Genomic DNA, 14,386 nt, shown 5'->3' on the forward strand with positions numbered 1-14,386 from the left:
AATAAGTAGTTAGAAAAAATGGTTGATAAATCACAAATTATTTCTCGAGACAAAGAGGGTACTTGATGACCTAAAATGCAAACGTTTCCATTGTAGTATGGATCATGATAAGGAGGAGAAAAGATGAAACAATTGTTGAGCAAAAGACTTCACAGAAAACTATGGGTTATAGGAATTATGTTCATGTTTACTTTTACTTCTATTTTTACAGGAACACCGGTACAAACGGTGGCAAACGAAATAGAGTCTCCAGGGGACAGTGAAATGAAAGAGAACGTCATACCTGAAAATCATATTCGTATTCATTACCAGCGAACTGATGGTGAATATGAAGAATACGGATTGTGGTTATTCAATGATGTCGTTTCTCCATCAAATGGATGGCCGAGTGGGGCGCTACCATTTACTAATGAACAGCAAGATCATTTTGGTGCATATGTGGATGTTCCTTTGCAGGACAGTGCAAAAAATGTAGGTTTAGTCGTTGTGAATAGGGCTAATGGGGAGAAAGATGGCGGCGATAAACTGATTATGATCGCTACTCCTGAGATGAAGGAAGTCTGGATCAGTGAGGGCTCCGATATGGTACATTTATTTGAACCGGTCATGCTTCCAGATCAAACAATACGTATACATTATGTAAGGGAAGATCAGAACTTTGATGATCTCGGATTGTGGTTATGGGGGGACGTGAAGACTGCATCTGATGCCAATGGAGAGTGGCCTACAGGAGCAACTTCCTTCTCAGATGAGCAGCGTGATGACTTTGGCGCATATGTGGATGTTACGGTACAGGAAACAGCCGCTGAACTAGGTTTTGTAATCGTAAATAAAGTGACTGGAGATAAAGATGGTGGAGATAAAATCATTACAATTTCTCCAGAACAGCAACATTATTGGATGAGAGAAAATGATGATGCGATATATCAAACGCCTTATTGGGAATCTTCTCATAGTCTCCAAAAGTCAGAAATCATATCAGAAAATGAGTTGTTGTTAACGTTAAGCACAACGGAAGAATTACAACCAGAAGAATGGGTAAGTGATCTCGTCATAACGGATGCCAATGAGCAGGTATTATCCATTACAAGTATTGATGTTATCAATGATATTCAACTTAAAATTACACTGGCTTCTATGGATTTGAACCATGTTCCTTTATCTGTTACCCATCAAGGTCAACAAGTTAGTGCAGATATAGGGTGGAGATGGTTAGATGAACAGTATGCTTATGATGGAGATGACTTAGGAGCAACCTATCATGAAGATGGAAGCGCTACCTTAAAATTATGGGCGCCGATGGCAAGTGACGTTGTCGCTCATCTATACGATAAAAATGATGCAACGAAGCAAATTGGAACAGCAGCGTTAACGTTAGGAGAGCAAGGTGTATGGTCTGTTACATTAGAGCCAGCACAATTTGAGCTTTCAGATGTACAGCATTATTTTTATCAATATGAAGTGACAAACAATGGCGTAACTAAAAAGGTGCTAGATCCTTATGGTAAGTCCATGGCTGCTTTTCGTGTGAATAGTAACGGAGAAGTAGGAGCAGATGGGGATGAAGTGGGAAAATCTGCCATTGTAGATTTACAAGGTACAGATCCAAAAGGATATGATTTTGCAAAAATAGATGGTTATGAAAAAAGAGAACACGCGATCATCTGGGAAGTACATATTAGAGACTTTACTTCAGATCCTTCTATCGAAGATGATTTGAATAAAGTGAGATGGGGCAGCTATCAAGCTTTTATCGAAAAATTGGATTATATTAAATCATTAGGTGTGACCCATGTTCAACTTTTACCTGTGATGGCTTGGTATTACGGGGATGAATTAGGTATGGACGAGAGAGAAACGGAATATGCTGCAGCAGGGAATGCATACAATTGGGGATATGACCCTCATCACTACTTTTCACCTGACGGAGCGTATTCGGAGGATGCGGAAGATCCTGAATTAAGAATAAAAGAATTAAAACAACTAATCCATGCGATACACGAAGCAGAAATGGGTGTCATTTTAGACGTGGTGTACACGCATACAGCGAAATCGAGTACATTGAATGACATCGTTCCGGATTACTACTACTGGGTAGATCAAAACGGTAGTTTCGTAGGGGGATTCGGTAACAACTTAGCGACTAATCATAAGATGGCGGAAAAATTAATGGTCGATTCCGTGCGTTATTGGTTTGAGGAATATCGTATCGATGGTATGCGTTTCGATATGATGGGAGATGCAACATATGAAGCAGTACAGCAGGCGTATGATGCAGCTGCAAAAGTAAATCCAAATGCACTATTCATCGGAGAAGGTTGGAGAACGTTCAGTGCTGCGGAAGCAGAACCATCATTAGCAGGATTAGGTGCCACACAAGATTGGATGAATCAGACGAATGATGTAGCCGTATTTTCGGATGAAATACGCAATGAGTTGAAATCTGGTTTTGGTTCTGAAGGAGAGCCGCGTTTTATTACTGGCGGAGCAAGAAATTTGGATGTCATTTTCAATAATATTAAAGGGCAGCCAAGTAATACGCCTGCCGATGATCCAGGTGATATGGTTCAGTACATTGCAGCACATGACAACTTACCACTTTATGATGTCATCGCTCATTCTATTAAAAAAGATCCAGCCATACCAGAGAACAATGAAGAAATTTTAAAACGGATGCGACTTGGAAATACGATGATATTAACATCACAAGGAACAGTATTTTTACATGCAGGACAGGAATATGGTCGCACCAAGCAGTGGTTGTCTGATGACATGCCAGAACAGAAATTTACAGAGCTATTAGATGAGGACGGTAAGTTGATACGTTATATGATCCATGATTCTTATGACTCATCGGATGCTGTCAATCAGTTCGATTGGGAGAAAGCAACGAATAAAAAAGAGTACCCAGCGCATAACCTCACTCGTGCATACACAGAAGGGTTAATCGAACTTCGTCAATACACCAATGCATTTAGACTAGGAGATCAAGCACAAGTAGATACATTAGTGACACGCTTGGAAGCACCTGAAATGGAAGAAGAGGATCTTGTCATTGCATACAAGAATATTGCGACAGACGGAACTGGGGAGTACTACGTGTTCATCAATGCCGATGATAAAGAGAGAACATTGACATTATCTGAAGATCTTTCTAAAGGGAAAGTGATTGTAGATGACGATGAAGCGGGAACTAAAAAAGTGAAGAAGGCTTCAGGATTCACCTTAACGAAAGACAATATAACGTTACAACCATTGACTGCTGTCGTGATACAAATAGAAAGCAAGCAGTTAGAGATGCTTTACACTGGTATGGATAGTACGGATGAAAATAAAGTGCCAGTTGATCAGCAGCAAATCCATTTCTTCTTTAACGATAACGTGAAAGTGAAAAAAGAATCTTGGATTGAAGTGAAGGTCCACGGTGATGTCGTGGACCAGAGTGATTATGTTATCAGTACGAACAATAACGAACTAATCATTACATTACAGGATGAGCTTTGGCATGATGCAGATTACGCTATAAATATTCGAAAGGGAGCATTGCAATCTGAACGTGGAAAGTTGAAGCAGAAGCAAACGCTAACCTCGACGTTTACAACAGAAAAGATGGATGATCGCTACATTGTCATGTATTACGACAGAGAAGAACATGACTATGAAGGATGGGACATTTGGACGTGGTTTACTGGTGCAAATGACGGTGGTGTTGCCTTTAGTGAACTCACGGAAGACAAAACTGCGAAAGCAATCATCCCTATCGGACCAGAAGCAACCAATGTAGGATTCAAGTTAAGGCAAGGTGGATTGGATAGTACCGGTGAATGGAATGATTGGCTGAATGTAGATATCGATGCAGATCGCAGCGTGACTACGGATGTTCGTAATTACGTGACAAAAGTGTTTGTACAACAAGAGGAGTTTGATATTACAACGTTACCTGCAGTAACGGGACCCGTGATGGAAGATGGTAATATTACGTTTTATTACCGTGATGAAGCGATGTATGCCAAAGATAAATTAAATACGTTATCCCTGCAAGTACAAGTGAAAAACTTACAGACTGATGAAGTACAGGTAATGGACATGGAGTATCATTCCGATGCCCAATACTTCCATAGTGAATTAGCAGATCTGGAAGAAGGGGAATACGAATATGTGTTTCTTGTCACACGAGGGAATACCACTTATACGATGCTAGATCCTTATGTCAATGACGGGACACGTTCTACTTTCCGTTATGCGCAGCCAGAGATCAATTTTCAACCTGTCTTATCGAAAAATACGCTTTCTTATGATGAGAATGTACTGTTAAAAGTGGATATGTTGAATGCAGATGCTACCTTTGAACTAGCTGACATGTACGTGGACTTAAGTGAGCTTGGTGGAAATGAACATACAGCTATTAACACAGAAATAAACGAAATTGCGTTTGGTGTACATGACGATATACCGATGGGAGAAAAAAATATTACTGTGACGATAGTAGATGCTTACGGGAATAAAATAATGCAGCCCATACCGATTGAAGTGGTGTCTTCCCCATCTCCCACTGATGCTGGTTGGGATGAATCTATTATTTACTTCGTCGTTACTGATCGATTTGCCGATGGAGATGAAATGAATAATGGGTCAGAGATGCATAGTGATGAAGCAGCAACAACGTTAGAACGATACCGTGGAGGAGATTTCCAAGGTTTAATCGACAACATGGACTATTTGCAAGAGCTTGGCATCAACACGTTATGGATCACTCCTGTAGTAGATAACGTAGATCATAACATTAACCCAGAAATCGATCATTTCGGTTATCATGGCTACTGGGCAAAAAATTTCGAAGCCATTGATGAGCATTTAGGTAAAGAAGAGAAATTTATGGAATTTATTGATGCTGCTCATGAAAAAGGCATGAAGGTCATGGTAGATGTCGTGTTAAATCACGCTGGTTATGGCTTAAAAGAAACTGATGCAGCCGTTGAAGGCATTACTGCTGAAGATAAAGCCAGATTCGCAGGTATGTTTAGAGGAGAGGGAGATATTGTGCCCGGAGATCCTTTTCGAGATGAATTAGCGGGATTGCCTGATTTTAAAACAGAAGATCCAGCGGTGAGAGCACAAGTCATAGCATGGCAAACGGAGTTAGTGGAGAAATATAATATAGATTACTTCCGTATTGACACATTGAAACATATAGAAGATGAGACTTGGATTTCATTGAAAAATGAACTTACAAAGATCGATCCAACGTTCAAAATGATCGGAGAGTACTACGGTGGTGGCGTGTATAACCAAGAGGGATATTTGAATAGCGGCATGATGGATTCGTTGTTAGACTTCGATTTTAATGAACAAGCACGTGACTTTGTAAATGGTGAAGTAACATTGGTAAACCAATTTCTACAAGAGCGAAACCAAATGATCGATAATAAAGCGACTTTGGGGCAGTTTTTAAGCAGTCATGATGAAAATGGATTTTTGTATGAAATGGACGGAGATGAAGGTAAGCTGAAAGTAGCTGCGGCTTTACAAATCACAGCAAAAGGGCAACCTGTCATTTATTATGGTGAAGAACTAGGGAGAACAGGGCAAACGGCTGATTTTTCTCAAGGTATTTATTCAGAAAATCGAACCGATATGCCATGGGGACAAGTGGAAATACAAAAAAATGAAGAACATAGTTTGCTTAATCACTACAAGAAGCTACTTGAAATTCGCAATGAATATAGTCACATCTTCGCTAAAGGGACGAGAGGCAGCGTTGTAGGCAATGACGAACTAGGATATCTGGTGTTCGATCGTCAGTATGAAGGTAAATCGTTAATGATTGGGTTAAATGTAACAGACAAAGAGCAAGAAGTTACCTTGACCGGAGACAGCCCTGTTGGAACAGTATGGTATGATGAATATAATGATATGCAGTATACCGTTCAACAAAATCAACAGCTGGTCGTTACTATACCTGGAAAAGATCAAGGCGGTACGTTCATACTATCTTCCAAGGCTATGGGAGAAGGACAGTAAATAGCATGAAAGAACATGAATGACTGTCTTGCATGCATCATGCTATAGATAGATGATAAGGCATAAATCGCTACAAATGAAACTTCATTCTGTACTAGGTTATGTCGAGCAGCACGCTTTGTTATGGTGCTGCTCTATCTATGTTATAGCGCTGTTTCGTCATATGATGTAACGACACTGGGTGAGTACAATAAGGAGCTGAATTGCTATGACCCATATGATATGTAAACCCGTAACGTTTTACTCTCCTGTATTAAACGCTAGAAAAACCTACTATGTCTATCTTCCACTTGATTATGAACATAGTAAGGAGCGATATCCCGTTCTCTATTTGCTGCATGGTAGATTCGGTTCAGAAATAGATTGGGATAGCAAAGGATTGGCAAATGAAACGATTTCGAACATGATAGAGCAAAATCAATTTCCTCCTTCTATCGTGGTGATGCCGAATGATGGTGGTCATGATCAAGGTACATATTATATGAACTGGTTTAATGGAGATGGTAACTTTGAAGACTATATCATTCAGGATCTTATTCCAGAAGTAGAAGAACAATTCCGTACAAAACCAACAAGAGCCATTGCTGGACTTTCGATGGGAGGATTTGGGGCACTTTATTTCACCTTGAGATATCGTAAGTTGTTTACTGCAGGGGCAAGTTTGTCTGGTGCTTTTTCAGATCAACTGGAATGGTTAGGTGAGGAAATATATGAACAAATCTTTGGTCCAGTGAATGGATTGTACGCACAGGAACGAAGTTTAATATACTGGATTAAAACATACAGCAAAGATACGCTCCCTCCCTTATATTTTAATTGTGGCAAAGAAGATTTTGTTTACCCTGTCAATGAGAAGTTAGCGTCTTTTTTAGAAAAGGAAAAGTACCCCTTTCAGTATGATCGTTTTTCTGGGGATCATGACTGGGATTATTGGAGTAAACATCTTTCAGAAGCGCTGAGCTTTATTCATCCTTATTTACGATAATGTTATTGTTTTAGAATAGTAAAATGGAATGCTCAAGAAGTAATCGCAAATCTTAGTTGTAACATAGATTTGCGATTATTTTTTAACGATATGACTTGTCACAGAGATTGTTCGTTGGTGTACTAGATTTGAAAAACGTTCCTTGTTTGAATTGTGCTAATAATATATTTTTATTCACAACAAATACACCTGCTAAAATAAAAATCGAACCGATGATGGTTTCCACATATAATGCTTCATCTAAAAATATATAACCTAAAATAAGTGCGATAAGCGGTGAAACATATAACCACGTAGCAGGGAAAATAGGGTTTGTTTTTGAGATGAGCCAGTAAAACAATCCAGCACCAATGATGGAACCTACAAAAATTAAATACAGCAGGGCAAGCATGGCATTCGCATTAGCGAATGAGGTTAACGTCGGAGCTTCCGTAATGAAGGAGAAAAGGATTAAGCCTAACCCTCCATAAAACATCTGTATCCCATTGAGGAGAAATGGTGATGTCCCCTCAAATTGCGCAAACGTTTTTTTAACAAAAATGGAACCTAATCCATAAAAAAACATCCCTACGATAACAGCAGCACAACCTAAAAACCAATAAAACGAAGCATCAAATTCTAATGCAGGCATACATATAATCCCTACACCTAGCATGGCCAGAACAAGTGCACTGCTTTTTTGCATATCTAATTTTTCTTTGTTGATATAGGCTTGCATAAAGTACATCATCATCGGTCCAAAAGCAGCTAAAATAGCGGCTAACCCAGAGCTAATATATTGCTCTGCCCAATATAACGTAGAGAATGTCATAAATGTAAGGCAGAATCCGATAAACATCATTTGTTTATTTCTTAAGATAGAAATAATGTTGTGGTTTTTGAAAGCATACCATAACAGAACCAATAATGCTGCTGTCATAAATCGTAATCCAGCGAACATGAGCGGTGGTGCACCGGCTTCAATTCCTAATTTAATCCCCAAAAAGGTAGTGCCAAAAATAATGCACACTATAATGTAGCTGAGTATAATCATCATGTATTCCTCCTCTTGTTGTAATGACTATAGTGTAAAATGGAGTTAACAGCAAAACGAGATAGTTAACAGTAAATCGAGATGGTTAACAGTTCGGGAGAAATGACGTATTATTTTTGTTACAATAAGTTTAGATCGATGAAAAGGAAAATGGATGAAGGAAAATCATAAGAGGTGATGGTCATGTTGATTCAAATTGAACCAAACAGCAAAGTTGCAGTCAGTGATCAAATATATGATCAATTATCAAACAAAATCCGTTCTAAGTTGTTACCAGCTGGCGAACAGTTACCATCTTTACGTAGCCTAGCAAAAAAACTAAATGTAAGCTTCATTACAGTGAACAAAGCATACAAAAAATTAGAGAAAGAAAAATTAGTTTATATTAAACATGGAAAAGGGGTTTTTGTTGGAGGGAAGTCATCAGAAAAGTATGAAATGGATTCCCCTTATGATTGGCAACATAACATAGCGCATTCACTGGTAAAAAAACCATTTTTGCTTAAACTTAAACCGAGTAGATACCCACTTTCCCATTCCGTTGTACACCATGGACTAATTCCTACCGCATATATAGCAGATCAAATGGATACGATGTTACAAAAAAATAGAGAAATTTTAGCTATATATAGTCCTATACAAGGAGATGATCATTTAAGACACGAGATTTCCACTTACCTGTATAAGCAAAGTAGGTTGAAAGTTGATCCTCAGGATATGATCATTACTTCAGGGACACAGCAAGCTATAGAAATCATTACAAAAACATTTATTCGTTATGGTGACACCGTTATCACACAATCACCAACGTATGCGACTTCTATCGATGTGTTTTTGAATCAAGGAGCTAATGTAGTATCAGCTGCATCCGATGAGCAAGGCATGATATTAGAACAATTGGAAAAATTGTGCATCAAGCTGAGACCCAAATTGGTTTATGTTAATCCAACTTTTCAAAATCCCACTGGAGCTGTATGGAGTATTGAACGACGAATGGAGTTAATTCGCTTAGCTGAACAGTATCACTTTATTATTATGGAGGATGATCCTACGAGTGAAATTTATTTTGATGATGTTCCACCACCCCCATCGATAAAACGATTTGATCAAAGTGGCCACGTTATTTACCTAAAAGGTTTTAGTAAAATATTAGCACCTGGTGTAAGGACGGGTGTGATGGTAGCAAATGGTCCAATTTTAAACTTATTGCTTACTGCTAAAACAACGATGGACTTAGGAACACCGTTTTTGTTACAGAAGGCCATCTTACCTTTTTTAAGTACGAAAAGAATGATAGATCATTTAGAAAAGCTTAGAACGGCTTTACAATTACGTCGTGACAGGGTGCAACAAATCATAAATCAAACCTTAAAAGTGGAATTTACATATCATACGGTTTCTGGTGGATTAAATTTATGGCTAGCTTTACCTGAATGGTTGAATACGGATGAGTTACTTCATCAGACAATGCAAGAAGGGATTTCCTTTTTACCAGGATCGGTTTGCTATCCGAATGAACGAGAGTATAATCACTTGCGGATTAGTTTTTCCATCCTTTCTGAAAAAGACATGGACTATGCAGTCCAAAGGCTTTGTGAGCTTATTAACGAGCATGCATCTGCAAAACTGTAATAAAGCTCACCTTATAGGATGTTCATATAAAACAACTTTTTTAGCCAACGGTTCAACCGTTTTCTTCAAAAAATAGGTTAAATAATATATTGAATAAAGATGGTAGCTAATCCAAAATAGACGGTTAAAGAAAAAATATCATTAAGGGTGGTAATGAGTGGTCCTGAAGCAATAGCTGGATCAATTTTTAACTTGAATAAGAGAAGTGGGATCATTGTCCCTGCTAACGTGCCAATAATAAGGGTTAATAAAAGTGAAACCCCAGTGATGACACTTAAGATAAAGTTTCCTTGCCATACAAACGTGATAGCGGCAATCAAAATACCACAAACAAGACCTAATATAAGCCCTACACCGATGTCACGCCAAACAAGATTAAAAATCGTCTTGCGATCCATATGTTGTGAAGCAATACCCCGAATAACAATACCTAACGACTGTGTTCCTGTATTCCCTGTCATCCCCGCAATCATTGGCATAAAGAAGGCTAGTGCAACGACTTTATCCAACGTAGCTTCATAAGAGGCAATGACACTACCAGAAAGTAGACCTAAAAATAATAAAAGAATAAGCCAAGGTAAGCGACGTAAGGAGGCCGTAAGGGCATTGGTAGTAAAATCGATGCTATTTTTACCTGTTGCAGATAACTTTTCAACGTCTTCATTGGCTTCAATCACGATAACGTCAATGATATCATCAACGGTAACGATGCCGACTAATTTTTGCTCATTATCAATAACAGGTACAGCAATAAAGTCATAACGTCCGATCGTTCTTGCTACTTCTTCTTGGTCCATATCATCAGGAACAGAAATAACCCGTGAGTACATAATGTTATGTATCGTTTCGTTGATGTCAGCTAGCAATAAATCACGATACGATACGACACCAACTAGCTGCTTCTGATCGTTTAACACATAGAGATAATAAATATTTTCAGCATATTCCGCAAATGCTTTCAACTTGTCTACTGCTTCGCGGACGGAATAGTTTTCCCGTATCCATACGAAGCGGTTTGTCATAATACCCCCTGCTGTTTCACGTGGATACTGCATGAGGTCTTTTACATTTTTGGATTCTTCTGCTTCCATGGAGCCTAGAAATTGTTCCGTCTGATCGTTAGATAATTCATTCAGTAGATCAGCCAAATCGTCATTTTCCATAATATCCATGATTTTGGAGGCTCTCTCAATGCCTAGTAAAAGAAAAATGTTAAGCTGCTGTTCATACTCCAGCTCTTGAATGAGATCCGCTAGCAATTCTGCCTCTAAACTTGTAACAAATTTTGCACGATGTTTGGTAGGTAAGTTGCGATAAATTTCTGCAATGTCATACGGTTGAAATTCTTCTAAATAAACATGTAGTCCATGATGATGAGGTTCCTTTAATAGTTTAATGACATGCAGCAAGGAGTCCTCTAAATTTAATGGTTGCGTCATGCATATCACCTCAATTATATTTCATAGAATAAGTAAACCCACTACGATAGTTGAACAGATCCCTCTTAAGATCATATCATAATGGTAGTGGGTTATCGTGTAAAAAAATTGAAAATTACATCCGTCTAAGTAACGTACATGGCAAGTTCCACGTCACTATTTTATACATTGCATGCGCTTGCCTAAGTATTAAGTTTCATTTTTTATTTGTGAAAAAAATCACGTTCTTGTTTCAGATGTTATTTAAAATTTATTCATGATTAAATCATGCCGTCGTTTATTTTCCTAAGAACGACGTGAACATCCAATTGTGCTTTTCAAGACTTTGATAGATAGCGAGCAGCATGTCCCCTGTTGCTTCATCTCCTAATTCACCAGCTATTTCAATACCAGCCTTTAACTCTTCTATCATGGTATCAAAATCATCTTTGATACATTGTACCATTTGTTCAGCTGACTCGTTACCCTCTGCTTCTTGAATAGATGACATTTCTAACGCTTCGCGCATCGTTGCGACAGGCTTCCCTTTTAGAGCAAGTAGACGTTCCGCTAAATCATCAATGTACGTTGCGCCTTCTGTGTATAGCTCTTCGAATTTGTCATGCAACGTATAAAATGCTGGACCCTTAACAAACCAATGAAAATTATGTAGCTTCATGTACAGTACAGACCAGTTTGCTACTTGCTTGTTTACAATTTCAATTAAGTTGTTTTGCGACATGATAGTAGCTCCTTTGATTACAGTTTTTGTTTTTCATCTATAATTTTACACTAATTTCATTCCACATGAAATAGGGTTTCATGTTACAGGCATGTTTATACATAGCTTTATACAAAAATAACCTTGACGTAATGTGCTTCATGTTTTAAAGTAAACATAATTAATATGAAACTCTTTTATCAAGAGCAGGTGGAGGGACTGGCCCGATGAAACCCGGCAACCGACATTTCCTGGGAAATGCACGGTGCTAAGTCTTGCAGAGATGCTGTATCTCTGACAGATGAGAGAGGCTGAACGTGAACTTGTTAAGCCTTTCTTTTCATGAAGAGAGGTTTTTTTGTTATATACACACCCTCTTCATTGATTGTAATAAAACCGTTTGAGTGATGGAATAAAAATGGAGGAAGGTGATTGTATGCCGATTAAAATTCCCGATCATTTACCGGCAAAAGAAGTATTATCTAAAGAAAATATTTTTGTGATGACCGAAACGAGGGCTTATCATCAAGATATTAGACCACTCAAAGTGGCTATTGTGAATCTGATGCCTACAAAAGAAACGACGGAAACACAGCTACTCAGATTAATCTCAAACACACCGCTTCAAGTAGATCCAGTATTATTGCATACCAAAACATATCATTCTAAACATACTTCGCAGGAACATTTGCAACAATTTTATAAAACTTTTGATGATGTCAAATATGAGAAGTTTGATGGGATGATTATTACGGGGGCACCAGTCGAAACACTTCCTTTTGAAGAAGTTGAATATTGGGAAGAGTTAAAAAGTATTATGACTTGGTCTAAAGATCATGTTATTTCTACCATGCATATTTGTTGGGGAGCCCAAGCAGGGCTGTATCATCACTATGGGATACGCAAAGTGGCATTACCTGAGAAAACATTCGGTGTTTTCCCTCATGAAGTTGCAAAAAAGAATGTGAAGTTGTTGAAAGGCTTTGACGAAACATTTTATGTGCCACAGTCTAGACATACAGATATTTTGAAAGAAGATATAGAACAGCATGATAGATTAGAAATTTGGTCTGAGTCACAGGAGAGCGGGGTATATATTGTTGGAACAGATCATGGTAAACAAATTTTTTTGACAGGCCACCCAGAGTATGATGTCAATACGCTGCAATGGGAATATGAGCGAGATGTGCAAAAAGGGATGGATGTAAAGTTACCTTCAAACTATTTTAAGCACGATGATCCGAAACAACCTCCAATCGTTACTTGGAGAGCGCATGCAAATGTTTTATTTTCTAATTGGTTGAACTATTACGTATATCAAGTGACGCCTTACGATTGGAGTATTTAATGTCAAACCTATTGGCATATCGTAATGATTTATAGGGGGGAGAGAGAATGAAAATAGAAAGTAAGTTAGCACAAATTGGCTCTACTGTTGATACAAAAACAGGCGCTGTTAATTTTCCTATTTATTCATCAACGGCATTTCGTCATCCTGGATTAGGAAAAAGTACGGGATACGATTACATTCGTACACAAAGCCCTACCAAACAAGTATTAGAAGAAGCATTCTCAGAGTTAGAAGTAGGAGATGCTGCTTTTGCATGTAGTTCAGGTATGGCTGCATTGCAAACGGTGCTCTCTTTATTTTCACAAGGAGATCATCTCATTGTTTCCTTGGATTTATATGGTGGTACATATCGTTTGTTGGAACAAATTATGTCTAGGTTTGGTATTACGACGACTTATGCAGACATGCGAAGTATAGAGCAACTAGAATCACTATACCAACCCAATACAAAAGCATTGTTAATCGAGACACCGACAAATCCACTGATGATGATTACAGATATTGCAAAAGTCAGTGCTTGGGCCAAAGAGAAAAATATATTGGTGATGGTGGATAATACACTACTCACTCCTTTTTTCCAACAACCGTTAAAGCTTGGTGCTGATATTGTTGTCCATAGTGCTACGAAATATTTGGGAGGCCATAACGATGTGCTCGCAGGGTTAATAGCAGTGAAAGGAGAGAAGTTGGCAGAAGAGATAGCTTTTCTTCACAACTCCATTGGCGCTGTACTTAGTCCCCATGATTGTTACTTGTTGATGCGTGGGATGAAAACACTCGCACTTAGAATGGAAAGACACCAGCATAACACACAAAAAATTGCGGAATATTTACAAACTCACCCGTTGATTACCGATGTGTATTATCCAGGTTTGTCTTCTCATCCCGATTATGAAATACAAAAAAAGCAGGCAACAGGGAACACAGGTATATTTTCATTTAAAGTAAAACATGAAAGTATGATCGCGCCTATATTAGAACATCTTACCCTCATTGCTTTTGCAGAAAGTTTAGGCGGAGTCGAATCGCTAATGACGTATCCAGTGATGCAAACCCATATGGATATTCCAGAAGAAATCCGCAATCAAATTGGTGTAGATCATACATTGCTTCGCTTCTCTGTTGGAATAGAGCATGTAGATGATTTAATTGCAGACTTAGCTCAAGCATTGGACAAAGCGAAGGAAGCTTGTTCATCAATATGAAGTATAAATAATAAATCAAA

The 14,386-nt window shown here is 38.3% G+C and carries 8 protein-coding genes and 1 riboswitch; of the genes, 5 read left to right on the top strand and 3 right to left on the bottom strand.

Annotated features, from left to right (window positions below):
• The first annotated feature begins 123 nt into the window (after positions 1-123).
• Positions 124-6,021, top strand: coding sequence for a pullulanase (locus D1Z92_RS06765; RefSeq protein ID WP_128894903.1), 5,898 nt, complete (start codon positions 124-126; stop codon positions 6,019-6,021).
• 208 nt (positions 6,022-6,229) lie between these two features.
• Positions 6,230-7,006 (top strand): alpha/beta hydrolase, encoded by a 777-nt coding sequence (locus D1Z92_RS06770; protein ID WP_128894904.1) that lies wholly within the window; start codon positions 6,230-6,232, stop codon positions 7,004-7,006.
• Positions 7,007-7,088: 82 nt separating this feature from the next.
• Here the strand turns inward: D1Z92_RS06770 and D1Z92_RS06775 are convergent, their stop codons facing one another.
• A complete protein-coding gene (locus D1Z92_RS06775; RefSeq protein ID WP_128894955.1) occupies positions 7,089-8,039 on the bottom strand; it encodes a DMT family transporter in 951 nt (316 codons plus the stop codon).
• Positions 8,040-8,222: 183 nt separating this feature from the next.
• Here D1Z92_RS06775 and pdxR point away from each other — a divergent pair, with 183 nt between their 5' ends.
• Positions 8,223-9,671: a MocR-like pyridoxine biosynthesis transcription factor PdxR gene (gene pdxR / locus D1Z92_RS06780; protein WP_164931485.1), complete on the top strand. Its 1,449-nt coding sequence runs from the start codon at positions 8,223-8,225 to the stop codon at positions 9,669-9,671.
• Positions 9,672-9,748: 77 nt separating this feature from the next.
• On the opposite strand, the gene mgtE is transcribed toward pdxR, so the two are convergent.
• Both mgtE and D1Z92_RS06790 read right to left on the bottom strand, forming a co-directional pair.
• Positions 9,749-11,110, bottom strand: a complete 1,362-nt coding sequence (mgtE, locus tag D1Z92_RS06785; protein ID WP_128894906.1) for a magnesium transporter — start codon at positions 11,108-11,110, stop codon at positions 9,749-9,751.
• Between the two features lie 277 nt (positions 11,111-11,387).
• Positions 11,388-11,831 (bottom strand): Dps family protein, encoded by a 444-nt coding sequence (locus D1Z92_RS06790; protein ID WP_128894907.1) that lies wholly within the window; start codon positions 11,829-11,831, stop codon positions 11,388-11,390.
• 173 nt (positions 11,832-12,004) lie between these two features.
• A riboswitch (SAM riboswitch) is annotated at positions 12,005-12,118 on the top strand.
• A 128-nt stretch (positions 12,119-12,246) separates the two neighbouring features.
• On the opposite strand from D1Z92_RS06790, the gene metA reads away from it, so the two are divergent.
• Entirely contained in the window at positions 12,247-13,158 is a 912-nt protein-coding gene (gene metA / locus D1Z92_RS06795; RefSeq protein ID WP_128894908.1) for a homoserine O-acetyltransferase MetA, read from the top strand.
• Positions 13,159-13,205: 47 nt separating this feature from the next.
• Positions 13,206-14,366 carry a PLP-dependent transferase gene (locus D1Z92_RS06800; RefSeq protein ID WP_128894909.1) on the top strand — a complete coding sequence of 387 codons (1,161 nt, stop codon included), beginning with the start codon at positions 13,206-13,208 and terminating at the stop codon, positions 14,364-14,366.
• Positions 14,367-14,386 lie beyond the last annotated feature (20 nt).

The sequence above is a fragment of the Longirhabdus pacifica genome (assembly GCF_004115085.1).
In the GTDB taxonomy this organism is placed as follows: domain Bacteria; phylum Bacillota; class Bacilli; order Paenibacillales; family DSM-105158; genus Longirhabdus; species Longirhabdus pacifica.

Excerpts from the sequence above, each read along its gene's own strand:
- pdxR (WP_164931485.1), top strand. The coding sequence starts at position 8,223 with ATGTTGATTCAAATTGAACCAAACAGCAAAGTTGCAGTCAGTGATCAA.
- mgtE (WP_128894906.1), bottom strand. The coding sequence starts at position 11,110 with ATGACGCAACCATTAAATTTAGAGGACTCCTTGCTGCATGTCATTAAA.
- D1Z92_RS06800 (WP_128894909.1), top strand. The coding sequence starts at position 13,206 with ATGAAAATAGAAAGTAAGTTAGCACAAATTGGCTCTACTGTTGATACA.
- D1Z92_RS06765 (WP_128894903.1), top strand. The coding sequence starts at position 124 with ATGAAACAATTGTTGAGCAAAAGACTTCACAGAAAACTATGGGTTATA.
- metA (WP_128894908.1), top strand. The coding sequence starts at position 12,247 with ATGCCGATTAAAATTCCCGATCATTTACCGGCAAAAGAAGTATTATCT.
- D1Z92_RS06790 (WP_128894907.1), bottom strand. The coding sequence starts at position 11,831 with ATGTCGCAAAACAACTTAATTGAAATTGTAAACAAGCAAGTAGCAAAC.
- D1Z92_RS06770 (WP_128894904.1), top strand. The coding sequence starts at position 6,230 with ATGACCCATATGATATGTAAACCCGTAACGTTTTACTCTCCTGTATTA.
- D1Z92_RS06775 (WP_128894955.1), bottom strand. The coding sequence starts at position 8,039 with ATGATTATACTCAGCTACATTATAGTGTGCATTATTTTTGGCACTACC.